Origin of the sequence: Clostridioides sp. ZZV14-6150 (assembly GCF_020657875.1) — a bacterium.
Classification (GTDB): domain Bacteria; phylum Bacillota; class Clostridia; order Peptostreptococcales; family Peptostreptococcaceae; genus Clostridioides.
In genome coordinates this window covers 147,216-172,823 of record NZ_JAGWDA010000002.1, presented here as the reverse complement: position 1 = coordinate 172,823, position 25,608 = coordinate 147,216, and the positions used below count along the sequence as shown (strand labels likewise).

General features: G+C 26.8%; 24 protein-coding genes. 17 read left to right on the top strand and 7 right to left on the bottom strand.

The annotated features are described in order from the left end of the window. The first annotated feature begins 153 nt into the window (after positions 1-153). From KGF41_RS03260 to KGF41_RS03240, 5 genes are all read left to right on the top strand, one after another. A complete protein-coding gene (locus KGF41_RS03260) occupies positions 154-1,029 on the top strand; it encodes a kinase (RefSeq protein WP_227828014.1) in 876 nt (291 codons plus the stop codon). A 445-nt stretch (positions 1,030-1,474) separates the two neighbouring features. Continuing rightward, positions 1,475-2,773 carry an acyl-CoA thioesterase/bile acid-CoA:amino acid N-acyltransferase family protein gene (locus KGF41_RS03255; RefSeq protein WP_227856356.1) on the top strand — a complete coding sequence of 433 codons (1,299 nt, stop codon included), beginning with the start codon at positions 1,475-1,477 and terminating at the stop codon, positions 2,771-2,773. 150 nt (positions 2,774-2,923) lie between these two features. Then, entirely contained in the window at positions 2,924-4,315 is a 1,392-nt protein-coding gene (locus tag KGF41_RS03250; protein ID WP_227828016.1) for a hypothetical protein, read from the top strand. A gap of 177 nt (positions 4,316-4,492) precedes the next feature. Beyond that, positions 4,493-5,080, top strand: coding sequence for a TetR/AcrR family transcriptional regulator (locus tag KGF41_RS03245; protein WP_227828017.1), 588 nt, complete (start codon positions 4,493-4,495; stop codon positions 5,078-5,080). A gap of 32 nt (positions 5,081-5,112) precedes the next feature. Continuing rightward, entirely contained in the window at positions 5,113-5,904 is a 792-nt protein-coding gene (locus tag KGF41_RS03240) for a class I SAM-dependent methyltransferase (RefSeq protein WP_227856355.1), read from the top strand. A gap of 115 nt (positions 5,905-6,019) precedes the next feature. Here the strand turns inward: KGF41_RS03240 and KGF41_RS03235 are convergent, their stop codons facing one another. From KGF41_RS03235 to KGF41_RS03215, 5 genes are all read right to left on the bottom strand, one after another. Further along, positions 6,020-8,437 carry an ABC transporter permease gene (locus KGF41_RS03235; protein ID WP_227856354.1) on the bottom strand — a complete coding sequence of 806 codons (2,418 nt, stop codon included), beginning with the start codon at positions 8,435-8,437 and terminating at the stop codon, positions 6,020-6,022. Positions 8,438-8,449: 12 nt separating this feature from the next. After that, positions 8,450-9,115: an ABC transporter ATP-binding protein gene (locus KGF41_RS03230; RefSeq protein WP_227828020.1), complete on the bottom strand. Its 666-nt coding sequence runs from the start codon at positions 9,113-9,115 to the stop codon at positions 8,450-8,452. Between the two features lie 82 nt (positions 9,116-9,197). Next, a complete protein-coding gene (locus KGF41_RS03225) occupies positions 9,198-10,229 on the bottom strand; it encodes a sensor histidine kinase (RefSeq protein ID WP_227856353.1) in 1,032 nt (343 codons plus the stop codon). Next, a complete protein-coding gene (locus tag KGF41_RS03220) occupies positions 10,219-10,905 on the bottom strand; it encodes a response regulator transcription factor (RefSeq protein WP_227828022.1) in 687 nt (228 codons plus the stop codon). The genes KGF41_RS03225 and KGF41_RS03220 overlap by 11 nt, the downstream gene beginning before the upstream one ends. Positions 10,906-11,070: 165 nt before the next feature. Continuing rightward, positions 11,071-12,135, bottom strand: a complete 1,065-nt coding sequence (locus KGF41_RS03215) for a 4Fe-4S dicluster domain-containing protein (protein ID WP_227850377.1) — start codon at positions 12,133-12,135, stop codon at positions 11,071-11,073. A 298-nt stretch (positions 12,136-12,433) separates the two neighbouring features. Between KGF41_RS03215 and KGF41_RS03210 the strand changes: the two genes are divergently transcribed. The 5 genes from KGF41_RS03210 (at position 12,434) to KGF41_RS03190 (ending at position 17,986) form a co-directional block, all read left to right on the top strand. Next, the gene (locus tag KGF41_RS03210; RefSeq protein ID WP_227828024.1) at positions 12,434-13,078 is read left to right on the top strand and encodes a TetR/AcrR family transcriptional regulator; all 645 of its coding nucleotides are present in this window, start codon (positions 12,434-12,436) and stop codon (positions 13,076-13,078) included. Between the two features lie 174 nt (positions 13,079-13,252). After that, positions 13,253-13,744, top strand: a complete 492-nt coding sequence (locus tag KGF41_RS03205; protein WP_285892563.1) for a response regulator transcription factor — start codon at positions 13,253-13,255, stop codon at positions 13,742-13,744. Positions 13,745-13,755: 11 nt separating this feature from the next. Then, entirely contained in the window at positions 13,756-14,664 is a 909-nt protein-coding gene (locus KGF41_RS03200) for a sensor histidine kinase (RefSeq protein ID WP_227828026.1), read from the top strand. An 83-nt stretch (positions 14,665-14,747) separates the two neighbouring features. Continuing rightward, positions 14,748-15,434, top strand: a complete 687-nt coding sequence (locus KGF41_RS03195; protein WP_227850375.1) for an ABC transporter ATP-binding protein — start codon at positions 14,748-14,750, stop codon at positions 15,432-15,434. After that, positions 15,431-17,986 (top strand): ABC transporter permease, encoded by a 2,556-nt coding sequence (locus KGF41_RS03190; RefSeq protein ID WP_227841640.1) that lies wholly within the window; start codon positions 15,431-15,433, stop codon positions 17,984-17,986. The genes KGF41_RS03195 and KGF41_RS03190 overlap by 4 nt, the downstream gene beginning before the upstream one ends. 139 nt (positions 17,987-18,125) lie before the next feature. Here the strand turns inward: KGF41_RS03190 and KGF41_RS03185 are convergent, their stop codons facing one another. Beyond that, a complete protein-coding gene (locus KGF41_RS03185) occupies positions 18,126-19,325 on the bottom strand; it encodes a coenzyme F420-0:L-glutamate ligase (protein WP_227850373.1) in 1,200 nt (399 codons plus the stop codon). Positions 19,326-19,443: 118 nt separating this feature from the next. Here KGF41_RS03185 and KGF41_RS03180 point away from each other — a divergent pair, with 118 nt between their 5' ends. Both KGF41_RS03180 and KGF41_RS03175 read left to right on the top strand, forming a co-directional pair. Next, complete coding sequence (locus KGF41_RS03180) at positions 19,444-20,331, top strand: LysR family transcriptional regulator (protein WP_227828030.1); 888 nt, start codon at positions 19,444-19,446, stop codon at positions 20,329-20,331. A 260-nt stretch (positions 20,332-20,591) separates the two neighbouring features. Further along, a complete protein-coding gene (locus KGF41_RS03175) occupies positions 20,592-21,146 on the top strand; it encodes a GNAT family N-acetyltransferase (protein WP_227828031.1) in 555 nt (184 codons plus the stop codon). Positions 21,147-21,314: 168 nt separating this feature from the next. On the opposite strand, the gene KGF41_RS03170 is transcribed toward KGF41_RS03175, so the two are convergent. Next, on the bottom strand, positions 21,315-22,175 hold the full coding sequence (locus KGF41_RS03170; protein ID WP_227828032.1) for a YitT family protein: 861 nt from the start codon (positions 22,173-22,175) through the stop codon (positions 21,315-21,317). Between the two features lie 497 nt (positions 22,176-22,672). On the opposite strand from KGF41_RS03170, the gene KGF41_RS21085 reads away from it, so the two are divergent. The 5 genes from KGF41_RS21085 (at position 22,673) to KGF41_RS03155 (ending at position 25,602) form a co-directional block, all read left to right on the top strand. Next, positions 22,673-23,026: a hypothetical protein gene (locus KGF41_RS21085; RefSeq protein WP_413840359.1), complete on the top strand. Its 354-nt coding sequence runs from the start codon at positions 22,673-22,675 to the stop codon at positions 23,024-23,026. A 45-nt stretch (positions 23,027-23,071) separates the two neighbouring features. Next, complete coding sequence (locus KGF41_RS21080) at positions 23,072-23,479, top strand: sensor histidine kinase (protein WP_413840357.1); 408 nt, start codon at positions 23,072-23,074, stop codon at positions 23,477-23,479. Between the two features lie 195 nt (positions 23,480-23,674). After that, on the top strand, positions 23,675-23,818 hold the full coding sequence (locus KGF41_RS03160) for a hypothetical protein (RefSeq protein WP_227856352.1): 144 nt from the start codon (positions 23,675-23,677) through the stop codon (positions 23,816-23,818). Positions 23,819-23,821: 3 nt separating this feature from the next. After that, positions 23,822-24,079, top strand: a complete 258-nt coding sequence (locus KGF41_RS21075; protein ID WP_413840355.1) for a hypothetical protein — start codon at positions 23,822-23,824, stop codon at positions 24,077-24,079. Further along, positions 24,076-25,602, top strand: a complete 1,527-nt coding sequence (locus KGF41_RS03155) for an ABC transporter permease (protein ID WP_413840353.1) — start codon at positions 24,076-24,078, stop codon at positions 25,600-25,602. The genes KGF41_RS21075 and KGF41_RS03155 overlap by 4 nt, the downstream gene beginning before the upstream one ends. Positions 25,603-25,608 lie beyond the last annotated feature (6 nt).

Here is a 25,608-nt window from a genome sequence, read left to right as displayed (position 1 = left end):
TTTTAAAAACTTTAGACAAATTTTTTATTTAGAAGGAAAATGGCTTTTATCATCAAATTAATAATTATAGTAGAAATAAGTTTAATATTATGATTATAAAGTTTATATTAAATTTATTTTATTGATGAAACTAATGGGGGAGGTTAAAACTCAATGATTACATTTGATGTAAATGGAGCTATTATCAGGTTTGATGATACAAAAAATAATTATAATAAGATAAGAAAAATTTTTAAATTGTATGCTTTAGAAATTTCTAAAAACTTTGAGAGAGATTGTTTAAATAATTTTCAAAATCTAAAACAAATATCAGATAGAGGTCTAAATCTAGGAGAAAAATATATAGAAGAATCTTTTAAGAAAGGAATCGAGACTATAGTGAGTTTTGGAATTATAACTATAGATATTGATACCTTTAAAAGTGTTTATTGTGAAAAATATTTAGATTTTAAAAGGCTTTTTAATAACTTAAATAAAACTTTTATTATACCAAATAAGAATAAAAAAAATAATTATGCAAATTTTTTAGAAATCGAATCTACAGTAAAAAAAATGAGTAATTATTTGTATAATGATTGTTTCAAAATTCATTATGCTGTTATAGATGCTCTTATAGAAAATAGAGTCAGTGAAGTCCATTCTTATATTGATGAAGAATCTATAAAAAAATCTAATGCCTTATTTAATAATTATAAAGATGGTTTTATTGGAAAAGCAGATGAGTGTAAGGTTGTAAAACAAATAATAACATTAAATCCATATAGAGAAGACGTATACGAATTTTTGGTAAAAGAGGATGGTGATTTTAGTAAAGAGATTGAAAGATTAACTGAGTTTTTAGGATATGATATAAAAGAATATAAGGCTTCCTTAATGGATCTTTATATAAATGAACTAGTAGAGAGCGATGAAAGTGATGCTGAAAATGCAAGAGAGAAGATTGAAAAGTATGCTAAGTATATTGGATGTAGTGATGAAAATCTATATATAGCAAGAGTTAATGCCATATACACTTTTGCCAATGCATAAATTTTATATAATCTGTAAATAAAAAAATATATGATTGTACTAAAATTTTAAATAAAAAATACTTGTTAAGCTTACTAAAAAATAATTTATATTTTCTAGATAAAAACCATTCCTTTAAAGGTGTGGTTTTTTATTTTTTCAGCTATATTCTATCTAACTTCTTAAAGAAAATTTCTATGGTATTTTATTAATCATAAAGATTATATTTAAATTTCACTTTTTTTATCATCCAATATAAGTAAAATTTTAAGTTAAAAATGGTTCATATTGTTAAGAGAATTTGAATTAAATAAAAAAGACAATATATTGACTAAATTGATTTGAATTGATATAATAAAATAGTCAACATAATGTCGTATATTTGAATTATTAATAGTCTACTAAAGAAATTTATTTCAAATATATATAACTCATGAACACTAATTATTATATGGAGGAATCAATTATGAAAGTAAATGTGTACGATGTAGAATCACTTGTAGATGATAAAATTAAAGTTATAGTTTCAGACTTAATTCCAAATAGTAAATTAAGAGTATCTATGAAAATGGAATTTCCATGGTGTAAAGGAGAGGAATTTTCATCTTATGGAGTATTTTATTCAAATGAAAAAGGAGAAGTGAATTTAGATTCAGTGGAACCTTTAGAAGGGTCTTATAAAACGGCTGACTGCATGGGGTTAATTTATTCCCTGAAAAAATCGAACACTGAAGGTAAAAATTTTGCAGAAAATATATCTATTGATAAACCAATAATCATGAATATGATATTTGAATCTGATATTGAAAGAAAAGAGGTTAGGTTGAAGAGATTGTTTAAAACAGAAGATATTATCACAAAAGACATATCAGATGAATTTATAGGAAAATTATTTTATAAACAAAATTCTAGTAATAAAACAATTTTAGTTTTAGGTGGTTCTGATGGAAATTTAGATGCTTTAGAACTTTTAGCAGCTCCACTTGCATCTAGAGGATTCAATGTACTAACAGTTGCTTATTTTGATTTAGAAGGATTGCCAAGTAAATTAGAAGAAGTACCATTAGAATACTTTGAAAACGTATTTAAATGGATTAGTGAAAATGAAATCACTAATACTAAAGAACTATTTGTACATGGAACATCAAAAGGTGGCGAATTAGCACTTTTACTTGCTTCAAGATATAAGCAAATTAAAAAAGTAGTAGTATCACAGCCTCATGCGTATTGTTTTCAAGCACTTGATGGACAGATGAATGGAAAAGATACTTCATCATGGTCATATAAAGGTAAGCCACTTCCATATATCAAAGTCGACAATAATATATTTTTTGAAGACCAGAAAAAAGATATAGAAAAAGGAATCCCATTTGGATTTGCCAGTACCTATAAGAAAAGCATTGTAAGGGCAGACAATAAAGAAGAAGCTAGAATAAAAGTAGAAAATTCTGAAGCTGATATTCTTATGATTTCTGGAAAAGAAGATAATATTTGGAATAGTTATGATGGTTGTGTAGAAATCATGGAAAAACTTAAAAAAAATAACTACCAATATAATGTGGAACTATTAACATATGATAAGATGGGACATCCTTTACCAATTCCATATATTGTGCCTCTAAAGGAAACTTTATTTGTGAATATGGATGGAGGAATATTTTCTTCAGGAGGAACTGTAGAAGGTAATGCAAAAGGACAGTTTGAATCATGGAAAAGAACTATTGAATTTTATAAAGAACCTTTATCAATTGATATAAAAAAATAAAAATGACTATATTTTTCTATATATGCACAAAATCTATCAATTTTACAACTTTAATTTATTGTTTATGTAATTTGTATGTTATATACTAGTTTTAACAAGATTGATAATTTATAAACAATTATAAGAGTTATTGAAAGGTGGAGTGAAATTATGGAAAGACTCACTAGAAGTGAACAGCCTCATATAAAATTTGGAATGTTTAAGATACGAATTCCATTTATACATTACAGATTTGAGAAACCAGAAGCTATTCAAGGCATAATATCAAGTATGACAAGCTTAGGAACTATTGGACTTAGCACGCAAATATTAGGATTACCATATGAAGTCGCATGGAGTATGGCTATCATTAACTCAATATTGTACTGCTTACATGTTTTTATGGGAGACCCAGTAGTTCCTGGCTGGATTACAGCTTCTATAACTCTTACAACTGCATATTTGTTAAAGTTCAATATTGGTATTGAAAGAATACAAGCATTAACAGCTTTACAAATAGATTTAGGAATTATATTTATTTTAATGGGAATAACAGGTATAGCTGGAAAACTAGTAAATAGAATCCCAAATTCCATCAAAGGTGGGATACTTATGGGAGTTGGTATATCAACTGTAATATCAGAATTTAGTCCTAAAGGCAGATTTGAATCTTATCCAATATCTATAACAGTAGGGATTTTAGTTGCTTGTTTTGTAATGTTTTCTGAAAAATTTGATGCTCTAAAAATAAAGAATAAGTTTTTGTTTCGATTAGGTCAATATGGCGTGGTTCCAGCTATTTTAGTGAGTTTAATTATAGGAATATTTAGTAAAGAAATAGGAATTCCTAGCTTTAATTTTGAAAATATTATTTATATAATGGATTTTCAAAAACTAATAGATACAGTATCTCCTTTTGGAATAGGTTTTCCAAGTGTAATATTATTTATACAAGGATTGCCAATGGCTTTCATGATATACATAATTGCGTTTGGTGATTTTATAACAGGTGAAAATTTAGTTCTTTCTGAAAGTAAAAACAGAACAGATGAGTATATTGATTTTAATTCCAATAGGTCTAATGTTATAAGTGGAATAAGAAATATTGCTATGGCAGTTATTTCTCCATATATAGCTATGTGTGGTCCATTGGCGGCAACTCTTACTGGAAGTGTTGCTCAAAGATATAAGGTCGGAAAGGAAGCAATGCAGTCTATTTTTAGTGGTATGGGTACGTTAGTATGGGTTTCAGCTATTTTTATTTGCTTTTATCCAATTGCACAAATAGCTACTCCTCTTATACCATTAGCATTATCAGTGACACTTCTAGTTCAAGGTTATTTATGTACTAAACTATCAATGGAACTATGTGATACTGGCGTAGAGAGAGGTTTAATTGGGCTGATGGGTGGTGTAATTGCTGCTAAAGGTGGAACATGGGGTCTTGTAGTAGGCTTTATACTTTATTTTGTGCTAATAGATTCTAAAAAGAGAAGAGAAAATGATAGTAATTCATCAGAAGATTATGTATATGAAATATCAGATAAAAAGAAAACTATTTAAAATAAAAAATGAGTTGCAATTGTCTATTAATTGATTAATTGCAACTCATTTTTTATTTATTAACCCCAGGAATGACAAAAAAATGCAAAATTTTTTCTTGACATAATTTTTTTGATATATAATAATTGTTATACAACACATGTGTTTTATAAAATTTTAATGGAGAAGTGAACTTATATGCCACCTAAAGCAAAAATAACGAAAGAAATGATTTTGAATATTGTCTTGGATATTACAAGAGAAACAGGATTTGAAACTGTAAATGCAAGGAGTATTGCAAGTAAATTACAATGTTCTACTCGACCAATTTTTACTTGTTATGAAAACATGGATGAATTAAAATCTGAATTTCTTGCTTTTGCATACGAATACTATAATCAGTATGTTATTAATTATCATAACTCTGAAAATGTCAGTCACTATTTATTACTTCCACTTTCATACATTGAATTTGCTCAAGAAGAAACACATTTATTTAAGTTGCTATTTATAAACGATTTAGATTTGATGATGGAAGAGGCAAATGATTTTTATAAAGAAATTGATAATGAAAAAAAGGCAAGGCTTTTTTCGGAAAGCATTGGAATAGAGTTAGAATGTGCAAAAGTCATATTTTTAGATTTATTTCTTTATACTCATGGCATAGCTGTCTTAACAGCAACAAAAAAAATAACATTAGATAGAAATAGTGCTGAAAAAATGTTAAAAAATATATTATCAGCTTTTATAAGACAAGAAAAAACGGATTGGAATTTATCTATTTGATGTTTACTAACTAATACAGAAGGGGGTGCAATATGAAAACAAACCAATACTTAATTGATTTTTACAATAATTACGACGAAGATAGTCGGTTGGCATTAAAGCATGGAACAGTTGAATTCCTAACTACTATGCATTACATTGAGAAGTACATAAAACCTGGCGACCGTGTGCTTGAAATTGGTGCTGCAACTGGTCGCTATTCTCACACGCTGGCACGTCAGGGATATGACGTCGATGCAGTGGAATTGGTCGAACATAACATAGAAGTTTTCCGTAAAAATATTCAATCAAATGAAAATATAACTATTACTCAAGGTAATGCTATGGATTTATCTGTTTTCCCAGATAATGAATATGACATTACATTGTTGTTAGGTCCGTTGTATCATCTTTATAACAAAGAGGATAAGCAACAAGCTCTACATGAGGCTATTCGTGTAACAAAACATGGGGGTGTGATTTTTGCTGCATATGTTATATCTGATGGCTGTCTTATTGATGAAGGGTTCAACCGAGGAAATATCAATGTAGCTGAATATATTGAAAAGGGCTTGATTGACCCACAGACATTTGCTACCAAGTCAGAGCCAAATGATTTGTTTGAACTTGTCCGTAAAGAAAACATTGACGATTTGATGTCTGTCTTTCCTGTAACAAGACTGCATTACGTCGCATCAGACGGTTTAGCCCTATGTATGCATGAAGCAGTAGATGCTATGGATGATGACGCATTTGAGTTATATTTGAAGTATCACTTTGCTACTTGTGAACGCGAAGATTTAATAGGCGTTACGAGTCATTCGATTGATATATTCAGAAGATAAACAATAGAAGGTAAAAAAACAAACAGAGGGTCGTAAAATCAAAGTTTTCTGACCCTCCGAATTTTGAAAATCTATGTTGAGTGTAGTATAAAAGTAGCTATTTTTATATCTATTCTTATTGAGAGCGTAAACGTTCTGTAAGGGATTGTTTTTCTAGATTTCTTATAAGTAATTCAATTATTAATATTTGTATGCATATTAACACAAATGAAAAAATTAAAATAGAAAAGATAGAAAAATTGAAATTAATGAAGTCTAATCTAATAACATCTTTTATAAAAAAGCAGAGTAATTTTGAACCACAATAACCCAATATAATCGATACAAATATAGCTTTAATACTCAAATTCAAACCTTCTCGATAGAGCATTTTGTGCAACTGTTTTTTTGTCATTCCAACTGCCTGAAGCAAGGCAAACTCTTTTTTTCTAATTAATACACTATTTACAAGAATATTTGTCATATTAAGGATACCAAAACAGGAAATTAAGCCAACAAATACATATGCAGCTATAATCATATACTTAAAAGCTCTAGTTAGCATTTTATAATCATTATCATATGAATAAAGGATTAAATTTGAATTATTTTGAATAATATTTAATAGTTTTTCTTCAACTTCTTTTGAATACTTTTTATCAGATAAAATTGAAAAATGTAAATTTGTATTATATGGTGTTATTTTATCTAAAGCCTTATCTGAAGTAAAGAACATACATCCTGTATTGGAATTATCGATTATTCCAACTATTTTCATTTGTCTTTTGATGATGTCATTTCCACTAAATATGTTAAATGTAATTGTACTTCCAATTTTCAAATCAATTCCATAAGATTTTGTTTTATATTTATTTACAATTAAGCTGTTTGAATCCAATTGATTATAGTCAATTTTTCCATTTACAATATACTTTTGGAATGATTTTGCAAGCTCTGGTGTGATACCTTCAATCAATGTTGTAACTTTACTTCCATCTTCATCTTTAATTGAAGGGTCTATAACTTCACATTTAATTCCTTTAGATTCAATTACCTTTTGTACTCCATAAATTGAATTGATTTCATTTTTAAGAGTGTTTGTAAATGGATTATTTTGCTGAATTTGTGTAATGCGTTCATACAAATTGTCAATTTTATTTCCAATAATATAATTTTCATTATAAACGAATGTCTGAGACATCTGTTTATTAAAATCTATAGAATTAGCAAGACTAGCAATTGAAATAAATAATATTCCACTAATACTCAATGAAATTAATGCTATTAAATTTTTCTTTCTATTTACCTCAATATTTTTTAGTGCTAAATTTTTAATATTTATATGATTAAGTGTTTTAATTTTATTTCTAAATTTAATTTCTGCATATTGCATAGCTTCAATAGCAGAAGTTTTAGAAATAATTCTAGCTGGTTTATTTAAAGAAATTCTTACAGTCAAAAATATTACTATTAATAATACTACAATAATAAATAAGTCAGTAGTCATTTGCCATGCTAAAGGTTGAATTATATATGTAATTATGCAGGAAGATATAATGCCTATTGGAATAAAAATAATAGATAAAATATTTCCTTGTAGGTAAATAATCTTTCTTAATTGCAAAGAAGTCATACCAAGTGCTTTCAATTTTGCATACATTTGAACCGAATTAACAACTGAAATATAAAAAATACTATAAATAACAAATAAACTAGAAAAAAGAATAATTACTCCTACTATTAAAACTGTAATAACTTGTTCACTATCAATTAAATTTGATTCAATATAATTATCATTTAAATATATATTATGTTTTTTAATATTTAAAGAGGAACCAATTTCATTTAATTGAGTCTTAATTGAAGTAGGGGATTTTTCTAAATTTTCTTTTGATAATCTAACTAATACATCTACAGTATTTGGAGTTGCTTCATCAAAATTATTGCTTTTGATTTGTAAAGGTGTAGAAGCTACATTCTTTAGATAATCATTGGAAACAACTGTATAGTATTGCTTAGCATTATCTTGATAATAATTTTCTACAAATCCAACAATAATAAAATTACTTTGTATTTCTTTGTTAGTAATATTATCACGATATTTTAATGTAATACTATCTCCAAGGTCTTTATTTAAACCAAGTTCATGCAGATATTTTTCTGAAATAGCAATTTCATATTTATTTGTTGGGATAGTTCCTTTTAGTAGTTTAAAATTTAGAAGCTCAATTGCAGTCTTATCTGCATATATCATTGACATCCTATAATCTGATTTTATCTCATTACCAAGTAACTTATAAACTCCTACGCTACTAAAGTTTTTATTTTGCTGTAATATATTTTTTGATTTTTCATTTACAGATTGATATCTCGCATGATAGGGAGATGCATTAATTAAATCCATAGAACCATTATATGAAACTAAAGCAGTCGTTAATAATAAACATGTAGAAATCATTATAATAATACCTGAAAGAAAAAATTTAAGCTTATTAATTTTTAAATCATTCAATGCTATTTTTCTAATGAAAGCACCATTATTATTTTTAAACATATATTTCACCTCCTAGTTATCAATTTTTCCATCTTCAATACGAATAATTCTATCTGCTAATTGTGCAATTTCATTATTATGGGTAATCATTACAATTGTTTGGTTAAATTTCTCACTTGTCATTTTAAGTAAACCTAATACATCTGCACTTGTTTTACTGTCAAGATTACCTGTTGGTTCATCAGCAAGTATAATAGCAGGTTTCGTTACAAGTGCCCTTGCAATAGCAACACGTTGCTGTTGTCCTCCAGAAAGATTACCTGGAACATCATATAGTTTTTCATCTAGTGCTAGTAGACTTATAATTTCATTTATAAAGTCTTTGTCTAGTGTTTCACCATCCAATCCAATTGGCAAAATGATATTTTCATATACATTAAGTAAGGGAACAAGATTATAATTTTGGAATATAAAACCTATGTTTCTACGTCGAAAAATTGTAAGTTGTTCATCATTCATAGTTGATAATTCTTTTCCTCTTATAATTACATTTCCGGATGTAGGATTGTCTAAACCGCCCATCATATTTAATAATGTAGATTTACCACTACCAGATGTACCTACAATAGAAATAAATTCCCCTTTTTCAACAGATAGGCTCACACCATCAAGAGCTTTTGTAATGTTTGAATTTCTACCATAATATTTCTTTAAGTCTATTACTTGTAAAATACTCATCATAAGGACCTCCTTCATATATTGTAAGTACAGTATATAATCAAAATGTTGCAGAATTATCACAAATAAAATATTTGAAAATTTATTTATTAGGCAAAAATATAGAAAAAGTAGAGCCTTTTCCAATTTTTGATGTAACTTTAATATATCCACCTTGAAGAGATATAATTTTTCTTGAGAGATATAGACCAATTCCAATACCATCTATATCATGTACATCTTCTTCACGATAGAATCTCTTAAAAATTTCTGCTTGGTGACTTTCCGATATGCCTTTTCCAGTATCAGTAATATCTATTTTAACATACATAACCCAGCATTCTGTAGATATATGTATTTTACCTTTAGGGCTTGTGTACTTCACTGCATTATCTAATATATTGAAAATAGCTTCAGAAGTCCATTTTTTATCATGACATATACATAAGTTTGAATCACAATCAACTGTAACTTCAATGTTCTTTTTTTCAGCATCAAATAAAATTCCACTAAGTGAAGTAGCAATTGTTTCATAAATCAAATTCTTCTTTTTAGATAATGTAATTATACCTGTTTCTAGTCTTGAAGTTTTTATCATAGACTGTATTAAAAATTCTAATTTATCTAATTGACCTTGCATATCCATCAAAAACTCATTTTGAATTTCCGTTTTAAGATTCTGATTTAATAGGGTAGTATTAATTATCTTTAAATTTGCAATAGGAGTTTTGATTTGATGAGATATATCAGAAACTAATTCTTGTAAATCAGCTTTTTCCATAGCAATATTATGACGACTTTCTTGAATGACTTCATACATTCTAATCATTCTATGATTAATACGCGACAAAAGAGTTTCTTCTTCAAAAGCAATTTCTAGATTATCTTCACTATTCATCATCTTATCTAAAGTTAAACATATCTCAGAGCAAAAGAGAGTTATTTTCTTATGAAGTAAGAGCATGATTAATAATATAAAACCACAGAATATTATTGTATATATTAATAATAGGGCAACTATTTTAAAATCATTAGTTATTATATAAATTCCTATATTGAATAGAATAGTTGTAAGAGCCATACTAACAGCAATTATTAAATAAATAGAATTAAAAGAAAATTTTTTAAAATTCATTTTTTTCACCTATCCACATGTATCCCATACCATATACTGTTTTAATATATTGAGAGTCATCTTTTTCAATTTTACTTCTAATTCTACTTATAACAGATGTCAAAGTATGTTCATCTACGAAATTAGCATCTATATCCCAAAGTTTTTCTAAAAGTATTTTTCTTGTTAGAATATTTTTGGGATTTTCAATAAATAGTTTTAAAGTACGATATTCTAGTGGCGTAAATACAATTTGATTGCCATTTATACATGCAGAGAGCTCAGAAAAGTTAATCTTGAGATGTCCATCATCATAGCAATCTTGTTTTGTTTTTGTTGTAATATGCTTTAAAAGTGCTCTTACTTTTTGTTTAAACACATTGATGTTAAATGGTTTTGTTATATAATCCAAAGCTCCAAGTTCATAACCTTTAATCATATCATAATCCATATCATTGGCAGTTAAAAAAATTATAGGGATATCATAATTTTCTTTAATTTTCTTGCATAAATCAAATCCGCTTTTATCTGGTAGATTAACATCTAAAATAATTAAATCAAATTTGTGTTTAGCAATAGATTCTAAAGCAGATATAGCTGTAAATTTTGAAATAACCATATATCTCTCTTCATTTAAGTTATATGATAGTGTTTTATTTAATATAGTATCATCTTCTACTACTAATATTTTTTCCATATATTCACTCCTTTTATTTTTAATATTCTATATAAAGTCAATTATAGACTCAAAATGTTGCTAAATTGTCATAAATAATATAAATTATTTATATAAATAAAATATTTAATAAATAATCTGCCCTAGAATTTATCATAGAACAGACTAATTATTAAATATATAAAATTATTTTAACCAAGATGGATTTCCAGGTACAAATATTCTTTTACCAAATTTTGAAGTATATTCATCCAAAGCCTTCTCAATAAGCTCATTATTGCCTTTAAAAGAAGTAGTGTTTTTTATAGTTTCAAGGTTTTGGCTAAATGGGCAAGCAGATATACACATACCACAGTCTGTGCCTAGATATCTCCATTTAATATAACATGTTTCATGTTCAATCACCCAATTATATTTTCCATCATCACCAATTTTAATATCATTAGAAAGTGAGTGAGAAGGGCAATTAAAAGAACATTTTTTACATACTTTGCAAAAGTCTTCAAGTCCAAAATCAACATATTCATCTTCTATAAGTGGAATGTCAGTAGTGACAACCCCTAGTCTAAGTCTAGAACCATAATCTTTATTTGTAAGTATTGCATTTCTCCCTATATCACCTAATCCAGCATCGCGAGCTATAAAAACAGGCATTACTAGATAATTAGCATCCATATGATTTCTAGCATCATATCCTAGGTTTCTTATGTAGTAACTTAAAATCATACCGACAATAGATGCATCTACATAACATTTTGAAGTTTCTATAACTTCACATATCATTGGGGCTCTGTTTATCATTTCTTTATCCATTTCACATCCAAATACAATTGCATATTTATGAGATAGATTAACTTCTTCACCGTAGTTTTCTTCATGTCTTCCTCTATTTGTATAAATATGGTAGTCTTTTAATCTAGTTATACCAACCACAGAAGCTCCATATTGCTTTGCAAACCCTTTTATCTTTTTAGTCATTGACTTTGCATCTACATCTACTTTATTGTCACAAATTTTTCCTTCACATAGTGATTTTATATCAGATAAAAAGTCAAATGCACTACTTGCCATTGGAGAATTTATCTCATTATAAGTCATAGTTCCTTCACTACATAAATTTGGTCTACTTCTTATACTATCATCAACTTCTTTTTTTTCAGGATTTTTCTCATAATAGTCATTATAAGCAAAACCATTTTTTTTATAATTTGCTCTTGCAAACATAGTATTTCTTTCATCAACCCTTTTCAATTCTATTCCCCCTAGTAAAAGTATAATTAAATAATATAACCTTATCCTTACATAACTTAATTATATAAGAATAAGGTTATATTTTCAATTTAAGCGTCGTTAAATTAAATAATTTGTATTTATACAAGTTTTATAATATTTTTACATATAAATTATATTAATAATAAATAATAAAAAATTTAAGAATAAATATGATTTATTGTCTTTAAATGGAGTGTATTGACATATTGTAAAAAATCTTATTATAATAAATATACTAAGAATTAATACAAATTGATAAAGAAAGAAGTGAATTTATATGTCAAGAAATAAGCATTCTGATAAGATAAGAAGTCAGATATTAGAAGTTGCATGGCAAATATTTGAAGAAAGTGACTATGATGATGTAACCATGCAACAAGTCGTAGATACTCTTGATATATCTAAAGAATCTGTATACTATCATTTTAAAGATAAAGAAGTCCTGTTCGAAGAGATTATATCAAATATTTTAAAAGTAGAGATAGAAAATTTAAAGTTAATATTACATAATTCTGACTTTACGATTAGAGAAAAAATATCTGCGTTTATCTTATGTATATCTAGCTCAGAAATAAGAAAGAAATTGATTGATTATATGTGCTCTCAAAAAAAACCTACCTTCTTTATAAAGAGTATACGAGCATCTACGCTTGAAATGACTCCTTTATTATCTTGCTTAATAAAACAAGGTATTGAAGAAGGCGTTTTTAAAACTGATTATCCAGATGAAATGTCTGAAGTATTTATAATATTAATAAATATTTGGTTAGACCCAGTATTATTTAGTGAAAGTACAGAAAAACATTTCAAACGTATTGAATGTCTAGCTAATTTATTAAGTGCAAGTGGTGTACCTATTATAGCTGATAACGACTTAAAATTAATTAAAGCATTTTATAGAGAATGTTCTAAAGAAAAATAACCTATAAATAAGAAAAATAATCTATAAATAAAAAACTGTAATTAAATTTGAGAAAAAATAAATTTAATTACAGTTTTTTTAGTAAAATAAGTGTATCTATATATTTTTTAATAAGATAGAGCAAGAAAATACTATTTTACAAGTTTAAAAATAAAAATATAAGGAGGAGAAAATTTGAATTTATTAATTATTGAAGATGATACAAATTTAAATGAGGGTCTTTTTTATGCTTTTGAAAGTGAAGGATTTAATGTTTTAAAAGCTTATACAAAACAAGAAGGCTTACATGTATTTAATAATAAAAATATAGATTTTATAATTTTAGATTGTAACTTGCCAGATGGAAATGGATTTGATGTATGTAAGCAAATACGTGAAAAATCAGACATTCCAATTATAATGCTTACTGCAAGAGATTCAGAAATCGATGAGGTAACAGGATTAGAGATAGGGCTAGATGATTATATCACAAAACCATTTTCTCTATCTGTATTAAAAGCGAGAGTTAAAGTAGCAATAAGAAAAAAATCAAATAATAAAGTGATATATTCTAATGGAATAAAACTAGACCAAAATTCACTAAAAGTATATAAAAATGAAGTGGATTTGGAGCTTAGTGCTGTAGTATATAAAAACAGCTTATGGAATGGGATATCTATGGAATGAGGTAGAATAATATGTTGGTCCTATTTTTTGCGATATGTATGATAATTATATCTATAATAACTATTAAAAAAAGTCAAAATACATGTGATGAATTGAGTCTAATGTTAAATCAATTATTGGAAGGTAAAGAAGTTTCTTATCCAGATACAAAAGATACAAGAGTATCAAAAATTTCTTATCAAGTAAAAAAAGTTAAAGATATGATAGAAATAGAAGTAGAGCAGTCAAAATCAGAAAAAGAAGCAATTAAAAGTTTAATTTCAAATATGTCACATCAATTAAAAACACCACTTTCAAATATTACCATTTACTGTGAACTTTTAGAAAATATGAATCTTCCTACATCAAAAAAAGTGGAGTTCTTACAAAAAATGAAAAATCAAACTTTTAAAATTGACTGGTTGTTAGAATCTCTATTTAAGATGACCAAATTAGAAGATGGAGTTATTAGATTTGAAACAGAAGAATTGATGATTAAAGATACTATTGTTCAAAGTATCAGTACTGTTTTTAATAAAGCAGAATCTAAAAACATAAAAATAAATTTAGAAACATTTTCAGATATAAAGTTATTTCATAATAAGAAATGGACTATAGAGGCAATTGTAAATGTCTTAGAAAATGCAATAAAATATTCACCATCAGATAGTATAATTACTATTTCTGTAGAAAAAATGGAACTATATACTAAAATTATAATCAAAGATGAAGGAATAGGTATTGATAGTAAAGAATTGAACAATATTTTTAAACGATTTTATAGAAGTAAAAATGTTGAAAATCAAAATGGTACAGGAATTGGTCTATATCTTACAAGATTAATTTTAGAAAAGGAAAATGGAAATATTATAGTAGAATCTAAATTAGGAAGAGGAAGTTGTTTTAGTATCTTCTTACAAAATTGTAAGAGTTTAAATTAACTTTGTAGGATGGGTGTAATTATCGTCACTTACAATATCTTATAAGAACTTATACTTTAAGTTATGTTGAAAGGAGAAATAAAATGAGTATATTAGTGACGAATCATTTAGTAAAACATTATGGAGAAGATGAAAACAAGGTCAATGCTCTAAATGGAGTAAGCATAGAAATTGAACAGGCTACATTTACTGCTATAGTTGGAACTTCTGGGTCTGGTAAAAGTACATTATTAAACATTATAGGTGGGTTGGATAACCCTTCATCAGGAGATGTAATAATTAAAGGGAAAAACATATCTAAACTAAGAAAAAAGGATTTGACTGTATTTAGAAGAAGGAATATAGGTTTTATATTTCAAAATTACAGTTTAATACCAGTATTAAATGTCTATGATAATATTGCTCTTCCTGTTGCATTAGATAAAGGAAGTTATGTGGACCATGATTATATTGAAATGTTAATGAATACATTAGGAATTTGGGATAAGCGTCTAAAATTTCCAAGTGAACTTTCTGGTGGACAACAACAGAGAGTAGCAATTGCTAGAGCCTTATCAAATAAACCTGCACTTATACTAGCTGATGAACCAACAGGAAACCTTGATAGTAAGACCACAATGGAAGTAGTATGTTTATTAAAAGAAAGTAGTGCAAAATTTCACCAAACAATACTTATGGTAACACATAATGAAAATATAGCACAAATATGCGATTCTATTATACATATTGAAGATGGAATTGTAGTAAATAATGGCGGTGAAATACTATGATATCTTTAATGAAGTTTGCAATTCAATATATTAAACATTATAAAAAACAATCTATATCTATAATTTTAAGTATCGTACTATCAGTAGCCTTATTAACAGGAATTGGTTCTCTAGTACATAGTGCAAATAAAAGTAGAATTGAGAAAATAAGAGAAGATAATGGAGATTATCATTTTTATTTTAAGGTAGATAATAAACAACTACAAAAAATTAAGAAAAACAAAAAATCAAATGAATACACTGTAAACAGACTTGGTATAACAAATACTAAAGGTTCTATAGATGAACCTTTCATTATGAAGTTTTTAAATGTGGATTCATCTTATTTAGATATGACAGGTAGAAAATTATTAAAAGGAAAGCTTCCTAGCAAAGAAGGAGAAATAGCGCTTGATACCTATTCATTAAATAATTTAAATCTAAAAGAGAAAATTGGAACGGAGATAAAATTAGACGGAAAAACTTATAAGTTATGTGGGATTTTATCTAATCTTTTAAATCCAGAAACTACTTTGGAGGGCTTTGTAGATAGTTCTACATTTTCTGAAGAAAATGGTAATTATATGGTTTATGTAAAATTTGATGAAAATAAAAATATAAAAAAACAAAGTTCTAGATTTATGAGAGAATTTAATATATCGAAAAAAAGTTCCCATGTAAACTGGAATTTATCAAGTGAATTTGGTGTAAAACCTCCAATAACTTTTGAAAGATATAGTATATTTCAATTCTTAAATTCTTTAAAGTTAAATACAAATGCAATTATTTTAATTATTGGAATATTTAGTGCAGCAGCAGTATATAGTATTTTCCATGTTTCTATACTTCAAAGAGTATCACAATATGGCGTTTTAGAAGTGTTAGGTGCTAATAATAACCAACTTTTACTACTATTGTTTTTAGAATTATTTTTACTTTTCATAGTAGGTTTTCCTATAGGGTGTATTTTAGGAATAGGAGTAGCTTCAACAATACATCAACAATTTCCTCATATATTCTTAGGTAGCGATATTATTTCAGGGTCATTTTTTATAAGTGATAAATCTATTTACTTAGGATTTTTATTCTTAGCATTATTGTTAATTTTAATCACTATACAAGTTGTATATAAACTAAACAAATATTCTAGTATTGAGTCAATGAAAAATTTTGAAGTTACTAATAAACAAAATAGAGATATAAAAAGCATAAAGTTTTCTAACATGACAGCAGTATTATCTCATAAATATATGACTCAAAAAAAAGGAATGTTTATAGGAATTTTGTGTTCATTAGCTCTTGGGGGAATTATTTTTCTATGTTCTAGCTATTCTATACAACTTACCAGAAATAATAATGAACTTACAATGAAAGCCGATGATGGTTTAAATTCTGACTATCAAATAGCTATGCAAACAACTGATTTTGATGTAGGAATACCAAAAGATAAAATTTCAAAACTAAACGAAGTAGAAGGAGTATCAAGTATTTACCCAGTAAGGTATTTTTTGGGAGGTATACACATTAGAGATGAGCAATTACTTTGGAAAAATTTCTTTAAACCTCTTGAAAAAGATTACAGAATAAAGAATTTTTTCAATGGAATTTGCACTAAACAAAGTGATGGGGGACATCTCTTAAAGACAAATATCTATGGATATAATGCTGATATGTTAAAAGGATTAAATCCTTATATTATTGATGGAAAAATTGATAATTCTGACATGGTTAAAAACAACAAAGTGATTGTTAGACTTCCTATGGATGGTACTGGTATATATGGTGCAGTTGACGTAAAGCCAGGAGATACTATCAAAGTTAAAGTACCAAAAACAATGAAACCTACAGATGAGATTATTAAGTTTAAAGAAGAAGATAAAAATAATTATACAGTAAAAGAATTTGTAGTTGCTGCTACTATAAAACGTGTAATGGCAAATAATATATACTTTATTGGCGATTATGGTATGGATATAGTTATGACAAATAAACAAATGGAAAGTAATTTTAATATCATAAATTACAATATGGCCAGTATAAAAAAGATGAAAGAAAGCAATAGCATGGAAGTAGCTAAAGAAATAAAAAATGTTATACATAATATAAAACGATGTATTGTGACAGATTATACCATTGCTATTGAAAAAAATAATATTTATTTAAACCAGAAATTATTGTTTATATATGGGATTGTATTTGTACTTCTAAGCATAAGTTTGTTTCATATTATCAATACAGTGAGTTATTTAGTTTTTTCAAGAAGACATGAATTTGGAATTTTAAGAGCTATGGGAATCACAGATAATAAGTTCTTGATTATGATGATGAGGGAAGGTTTTTTATATGGATTATATGCAAGTATTATAATGGTAATTGGAAGTATTATTGGGCAATCCATGATTTATTTTATAGTAAAACGCGTATATTTATATATAAATCCAGTCTTTAATATAAGTATGTCTCTATACATGGGTATGATTATTTTAAATATTACTATTAGCATTATTGCAGTTATCATTCCAGTAAAACAAATATTAAAGAGTGATATTATTTCAGAAATAAATAGAGATTAAAATTTTTAATAACGATTAATAAATTAAACTATGTAAATATTAAATAACCTCTTAATTGATATACAGTAAAGTTATATCAGTTAAGAGGTTTATATTAGTTTTTAATCTAAATAAATTATATAAAATGCCTTAAAATATATTATTTTGTATAGTTATCAAAATAACCTTGTATGTAAATAATAGGAGTACCTTTATCTCCACTTCCAGAAGTTAAATCTGCTAAAGAACCTATAAGGTCTGTAAGTCTTCTTGGAGTAGTACCTTGAGAAACCATATTTCCTGTTAAATCATCAGATTTATTATCTTTTTCAACTATGTATTTTGAAATTGCTTCTTTTAACTCATCTCCAGATAAGTCAGCAAAGTCATTATCAGCTAAATATTTTAATTTTACCTCATTTGGAGTACCTTCTAAGCCTTTTGTATAAGCAGGAGAAACTACTGGGTCAGCTAGCTCCCATATTTTTCCTACAGGGTCTTTGAAAGCTCCATCTCCATAAACCATTACTTCTACATTTTTACCTGTAATTTCTTTTATATTGCTTTGAATTTTATTTACGACTTCATCACAATTTATAGGGAATAATTTTACAGTTTCTTCTGTAGCTTTGTTTGAACCTAAAAGTCCATATTGGTCATTATATCCACTGCCATCTACACTTGATGTCATTATATCATCAAGAGAATATACTTTTTTAGCACCATTTTGATTTAAAATTCTCTTTGTTCTCTGTCTTGTATGTATATCACAAGTTAAAACACTTGTTGTGTAATTAAGTATAGTTTTTGGGTTATTAGCAAAAATTATTTCTACTTCTGCTCCACACTCTTTAATTAAATTTTTATAATAATCAACATAATCAACACCAGTAAATGTATGTTTATTATATCCAAATAGCTCTCTATATTTTTCTTCTGTTAACACATCTGACCAAGGGTTTATTCCTTTGTCATCAAGTTCATCAAGACTTATTAAGTGATTTCCAACCTCATCAGAAGGGTAGCTTAACATTAATACAACTTTTCTACATCCTTTTGCAATACCCTTTAGACATATTGCAAAACGATTTCTACTTAAAATTGGGAATATAACACCAACAGTATCATCCCCAAATTTATCTTTTACATCTTTTGCTATATTGTCAACATGAGCATAGTTTCCTTGTGCTCTAGCAACAACAGCTTCTGTAACAGCAATTACATCTTTGTCTCTAACTTCAAAGTTTTCATTCTTTGATGCATTTAAAACAGAATCAACAACTATTTTAACTAAGTCATCTCCTTGTCTTATAATAGGTGCTCTAACACCTCTTGAAACAGTTCCAACTAATCTATCCATTATTTAAAATCCTCCTAAAGAATTAATATTGTCATATTAGTACCATGTATATTATAATTCAAATATAATCATAAGTAAAATAAATAATACTAATATTTGATATAAGGAGTAGTTATGTATGAACGTAAAACTTGAATTATATAAAGTTTTCAATGCAGTTGTAAGTCATAAAAGCTTTTCTCTTGCTGCCAAAGAATTATTTATGTCACAGCCAGCTGTAAGCCAGTCAATTAAACAATTAGAAGAACAATTAGATACAATATTATTTTATAGAAATAATAAAGGTGTAAAGTTAACTCCAGAAGGGAAAATTTTAAGCGAACATGTTGCTACTGCATTAAACTTAATTGCATCAGGAGAAGATAGAATAAATAAATTTAAAAAATTGGAATATGGTTCATTAAAAATTGGAGTAGGAGATACAGCAGCACGTTTTTTTCTATTAAAGTATTTGGAAATTTTTCATAAGAAATACCCACATATCCATGTATCTACAATAAATAGAACTAGTAGAGAACTTATATCATTACTTAAAGATGGTAATATTGATATAGCAATCATAAATATGCCAATAGAAGATGAGACATTAAATATCGTCGAATGTATTGAGATACATGACATATTTGTATGTGCAAATGATTATATAGAATACAAAGGAAAACAAATATCTTTAGAAGAATTAAATTTGTTCCCTTTGATAATGTTAGAAAATAAAGCAAATTCAAGACTTTATGTAAATGAATATTTTTTATCAAAAGGTATAAAACTAAATCCAGATATAGAATTAGGTTCTCATGAATTACTTTTAGAATTTGCATATATAAATCTTGGAGTATCTTGTGTTATAGAAGAATTTAGCATAGATTACTTAAATAGTGGAAAATTATTTAAATTAGACATAAAAGAACCAATACCTAAGAGAAATATAGGTTATTGCCATTTAAAAAATATATCTCTATCACTAGCAACGAAAGAGTTTCTAAGTATGATATCTAATAATATGTAAATTTGTGTTTAGCAATTCTAAAATAAGTTTAATAAAAATAAATTAAAATGAGAAACACCTACATATACATGTATCTTACAATAAATAGAACTACTATAGAGCTTCTATTATTACTAACAATGTTTTAGATTTGAAAGATTTATAATAAGCTAATTATTATTAAAATTAGAAATAAGGTTAATTTGAGCACATTTATATAATTAATATCGTATTTTAAATATGAACAGTATATTAGATTAATGTATAAAGGAGGATTAGAAATGTCTGATTCTGAATATCCTCAAATGAAAACCTTAGAAACTAGAAGCTGTATACTAAGACCTGCATCATTAAATGATACTGAAGATTTTTTTGATTGTTATAAAAATAAAGTAGTAGTAAAACATTTACCATTTAGTGAGCATAAGTCTTTAGAAGATACAAGAAAATTTATAAAATCATTTTTTTTAAATCCATATAAAAAAGGAAAAATAGGTCACTTTGCAATAGTATACAAAAGAGATAATAAAGTTATTGGGAATATGGGATTTAATAATATAAATCCAAAAGCATTGGAAGCAGAAATAGGCATATGTATTAATCCAAATTATTGGGGGCATGATTTTGCTACTGAGATAACTAAAAGAGTAATACAATATGGATTTAGGGAGCTAAATCTAAATAAAATCATTGCGATAACCTATGAAGAAAATACAAATTCTACAAAATCATTAGATTTATTGGGATTTAAATGTGTAGGAAAATATATCAAAAAAATTCATACTGGAAGCACAATAAAAAATGTCCCTTGTTATCAGTATGAATTAAAAAAATAATGAGTATTTAGTGTTCTAATAAGAGTTAGATAAAAACAATGCCAAAATCATATTATATCCACTAAAAAGGTTTAGTATATTAATATACTCACACTTTAATATAATATGATTTTGGCGTCTATAAGTTATTAAAAAATATATAAACAAAGTTATAAAATAACTTATTAATTAATTTTCTAAGTTTTTAAATCCTTCTCCAAGAACCTCATGTACATCTGTAACAATAACAAATGCAGTAGGGTCAGTCTTTTTAACTAATCTCTTAAGATAAAGTTCTTGTTTTTTAGAAACTACAACAAGTAGTACTTCTTTATTTTCTCTAGTATAACCACCTTTACCATCAAGAATAGTAAGACCTCTATCAAGTTCTTTTGTTATAGCTTGTCTTAAACTTTCAGGTTCTTCAGAAATAATAAAAAATGCTTTTGAATGATCAAATCCTTCCATTATCATGTCTGCTATTTTTATTAAGACACAAAGTGCTATCCCAGAGTAAAGGCCCGTTTCTATACTACGATTTACTATACCAGAAGATATAACGACCATTCCATCTAAACAAGACATAAATTTTGTAGCTTTTATCCCTGGAAACTTTTTACTAAGTATAAGTGCAATTAAATCTGTTCCTCCAGTAGAAGCATCTGATTTAAACATTATTCCTAAACCTATTCCAACCAAAATTCCTCCTGCAATAGCAGATAGTAGTAAGTCATCAGTTAATCTCAATTTTGACAGTGGGTCTGTCAATTGGACTATAGCAGAGAATACGACTGTCCCAAATAACGTTTTTAATGAATTTTTTGTACCCATAATTCTAAAGGCAAGTATTACTAATGGGACACCTATGATTAACATGATAGCTGATACTGGAAGTCCTGTAACTTTATTTAATACTAAAGATAGACCACTAAGCCCTCCAGGAGCAATTGTATGTGGTTTTAAAAACATATTTATACCAATACTCATTGATATACAACCAAAAAATAACCCAAGCATTTCAAGTAAAATTGGCGACTTTTGTTTTTTCATATAAACACCTCCATGAACTTGTCACAATTTAATATTATAACATATTTGACCAGTTTATATTATATAAAATTTCTTGACATAAGCAATTTCAAGTGTTTTATTATTCTTAATATTTGTAAAATATTTCTAAAATACATGATTTTCTGTCATTCTTCTAACACAATTATTTTTTAGTGGAAATTTTTTATATGTTATAATTTTTAATTCTTTTATTAAAGTATCCCCTATAAAAGTGGTTCTATGATATGCTTTTCTATTTTCATTAATATACACATATTATTTTGTATTCAGATTTAGATAGTTTGATAAGTAATTTTAAACTGTTTTATATATCGTCACTGTTTTGTATATTGTCATAGTGCTTTATTAAATAAAACAGATAACTTGATAATATGAAACTATACACATATAATTTAAGAAGTATCATATTTAAGAATATTTGCATTAAAAATAGTTAAAAAACACAAATATATAAGTTTAAGAAAAGAGTTGATTAAATGCGTAAGTCTGGATATAAGACAATATTTTACTCGTACATTATTTTTTTCTTAGTGCTTTTCTGTCTGGCTTTAACTGCAATAGGAATTTTATTATCACTTATTAATGTCCAACATCCAAATGGAAAAAGTATACGTAGTGACTGGCCTCAAAACTTTATGGAAAGTTTTACTGAGCAAATTATATTTATAAATAATAAACCACAAATAAAACAATCTGATATTCTTTCATATGAACAAGTACAGAAATATGCTTCTATCATGCTTAAGAATATAGAATATACAAATACACTTATTAACGATTTAAAGTTAACGTATCAATTAGAAAATGGTATGATTCCGTTGAATAAGTAAAATAGCAACTTGATAAGGTTTTTGAAAGAGTTAGCCATTGATATTTTGAATTATCCAGAATATGGAACTAATATAATTGAATTTGACAGTAACATTGACAATATTAAATTTACTTTTGATTCTACACTGCTAAAGCGTGCATTTAGTAATTTGATTATTAATGCTTTTGTGCATGGAAGTCAAGGTACCAAAGTTTCTTTGAATGTAATGGTAGATGATAAAATTAATATAACTGTTTTAGATAATGGAAATGGAAAAGGAATGACAGAGGAAGAAGTATCAAATTTATTTAATCGTTATTATCGTGGCACTAATACAGAACAAAAAATAGAAGGAACTGGTTTGGGGCTGGCAATAACAAAGCAAATTATTGAACTTCATGGAGGAACTATATCAGTTGAAAGTATTTTATCTTTAGGAACTACATTTCATATTTCCTTTCCTATCAATTAAGGTTAAGTAAAAGATATATTAAGGTTGATAAATTATCATATTTATATGGTAGTTATCAACCTTTTCTTATTTAGGAGGAGATTTAATGATTATCATTACATAAGTAAAAACTCTTTCAGCTGATTTTATTTATGGAATATTAATTAGCATTAATGAACTTTAGAGTTATATTAAATCAAGAAAGTAGGTGTAAATTTGAAAATTATATTAAAGTATATCTTAACAAATATTAAAGAAGGAAAAATAAGAACAGCAGTTATGTTGCTATCCATAATTTTATCAACAGTTTTACTTTTCGTTTCCTTTTCAATTGGATTGTCTTATGAAAGTGCACAGTGAAAAATGGCAAGAGGTATGGCTGGGACTGCAACAATAGCTGTTCAAAGTACAGATTCAAATAAATTAACTAGTTTAGAAGATATACCAGATTTAAGTTCCATAAAATCAAAAGTTGGAATATTAGAAAGCTCTGCTGTTTATCATGAAGATGGATATTATGAATCATTCAATATTATAGCAGCAAACTTACCACAACTAAACAAAATTAATAAGCCACTATTGGTAAATGGAAATAATATGGCGGATATACAAAAATTTTGATAGAGCCAAAAGACGATATAACAACAGAAAATTTGGTAAATAAATTATCAGAAGAAATTTCAACTGAAGAATATAAAGTATCAAATACTGTAAATGAAGCTAAGATAATTGCAGATGCTAGACAGAAAACAATGCCATTTTTTCTAATAAGTTTTTTTGCATTAACTATGAGTATTTTTATTATATATAGTAGTTACAAGGTAATTATATTAGAACGTCTTCCAATCATTGGAACATTTCGAAGTATTGGTGCTAATAAAAAAACAGTAACTAATATTTTACTGTTTGAAAGTATATTGTATGGAAGTGTTGGAGGATTACTTGGGATTCCTATTGGTATAGTTGTTTTAAATTTTATGCTTCATGGTCTTGGTAATTCTCTTGAACAAGGTATATCAATTCCAACAGTAATATCTCCCATAGTAATTATTTCTTCTTTTGCAGTAGCGATAATTGTTTCTCTACTTAGTTCATATGTACCTATAAAAAAGACTAGCCAGTTGCCAATAAAAGATGTTGTTTTGGGAACAGTGGAAGAAAAGAATATTTCAAATCGTACTATATTTTGTATAGGTATCATAGTACTTTTTTTATCTATTCTACTTCCAAGAATAACAACTGAAAATACTTTGTATTTGGCTGGAGGATTTTCGTTATTAGGGTTGATTCTATCTACTATTATTCTAATTCCTATTTTTACTGATACTATGTCTGTAGCCTTTGAATTTATTTATGAAAAGATTTTGGGAAATGAAGGTAAATTAGCTGCCAGAAATATGAAAAATAATAAAAATGTCACACAAAATATTACATTATTATTTATAAGTATTTCTGCTGTAATTGCAATAAGTGTTGTAGGAAGTTTTGTCAAGACATATATAGGCGATGTATTTCATGATGCCAAATTACAGGGGTTCGCAGATGGAAAGATGAATCAAGAATTTATTGAAGATGTTAAACATATGGATGGAATTAAAAAAGTTTTACCTATCTATGTTATGAACAATGAAATAGCTTGTGACAGTATAAAATTTTCAAGAGTAGAAGCAACCGATAATATAAAATCGTATAGTTCTATGTTTGCAATAAATTATACTAATTCTTATATGGAGGAAGTAACAATTAAATCCTTTGAAAAAGAACGCTCTATTATTTTGAATGAAGATACACTTAAAAAAACAAGTTTCTCTGTAGGGGATAAAATAAATGTATCTAATGGTGGTAAAGAGTTTTTTTACACAATAGTTGGAAGTTTTAAATCTCGTGCAAATGATGTAGAAGCTGTTATACCATCTAGTTATGCGGTTAGTGATTTCGATAAAACTACATATGGATTTTTAGCTTATACAGCAGTTAATCCAGATGCTATTATGATTCAGATAAGAGATTTGTTTGGAGATACATCTAATTGGAGTCGTACTGTTGAGGAATTCAACAATGACTCTTTAAATACTATAAATAGCTTTTTATCTCCTATGAATAATATGACCTATTTTATTACTTGCTACAGTAGGTATAGTTAATAATCT

Coding starts and splice junctions, on each gene's coding strand:
- KGF41_RS03180 (WP_227828030.1), top strand. CDS start 19,444: ATGAACGTAAAACTTGAATTATATAAAGTTTTCAATGCAGTTGTAAGT.
- KGF41_RS03235 (WP_227856354.1), bottom strand. CDS start 8,437: ATGTTTAAAAATAATAATGGTGCTTTCATTAGAAAAATAGCATTGAAT.
- KGF41_RS03190 (WP_227841640.1), top strand. CDS start 15,431: ATGATATCTTTAATGAAGTTTGCAATTCAATATATTAAACATTATAAA.
- KGF41_RS03170 (WP_227828032.1), bottom strand. CDS start 22,175: ATGAAAAAACAAAAGTCGCCAATTTTACTTGAAATGCTTGGGTTATTT.
- KGF41_RS03195 (WP_227850375.1), top strand. CDS start 14,748: ATGAGTATATTAGTGACGAATCATTTAGTAAAACATTATGGAGAAGAT.
- KGF41_RS21085 (WP_413840359.1), top strand. CDS start 22,673: ATGCGTAAGTCTGGATATAAGACAATATTTTACTCGTACATTATTTTT.
- KGF41_RS03200 (WP_227828026.1), top strand. CDS start 13,756: ATGTTGGTCCTATTTTTTGCGATATGTATGATAATTATATCTATAATA.
- KGF41_RS03250 (WP_227828016.1), top strand. CDS start 2,924: ATGGAAAGACTCACTAGAAGTGAACAGCCTCATATAAAATTTGGAATG.
- KGF41_RS03230 (WP_227828020.1), bottom strand. CDS start 9,115: ATGAGTATTTTACAAGTAATAGACTTAAAGAAATATTATGGTAGAAAT.
- KGF41_RS03245 (WP_227828017.1), top strand. CDS start 4,493: ATGCCACCTAAAGCAAAAATAACGAAAGAAATGATTTTGAATATTGTC.
- KGF41_RS03255 (WP_227856356.1), top strand. CDS start 1,475: ATGAAAGTAAATGTGTACGATGTAGAATCACTTGTAGATGATAAAATT.
- KGF41_RS03175 (WP_227828031.1), top strand. CDS start 20,592: ATGTCTGATTCTGAATATCCTCAAATGAAAACCTTAGAAACTAGAAGC.
- KGF41_RS03225 (WP_227856353.1), bottom strand. CDS start 10,229: ATGAATTTTAAAAAATTTTCTTTTAATTCTATTTATTTAATAATTGCT.
- KGF41_RS03220 (WP_227828022.1), bottom strand. CDS start 10,905: ATGGAAAAAATATTAGTAGTAGAAGATGATACTATATTAAATAAAACA.
- KGF41_RS21075 (WP_413840355.1), top strand. CDS start 23,822: ATGGCAAGAGGTATGGCTGGGACTGCAACAATAGCTGTTCAAAGTACA.
- KGF41_RS03185 (WP_227850373.1), bottom strand. CDS start 19,325: ATGGATAGATTAGTTGGAACTGTTTCAAGAGGTGTTAGAGCACCTATT.
- KGF41_RS03240 (WP_227856355.1), top strand. CDS start 5,113: ATGAAAACAAACCAATACTTAATTGATTTTTACAATAATTACGACGAA.
- KGF41_RS03210 (WP_227828024.1), top strand. CDS start 12,434: ATGTCAAGAAATAAGCATTCTGATAAGATAAGAAGTCAGATATTAGAA.
- KGF41_RS03260 (WP_227828014.1), top strand. CDS start 154: ATGATTACATTTGATGTAAATGGAGCTATTATCAGGTTTGATGATACA.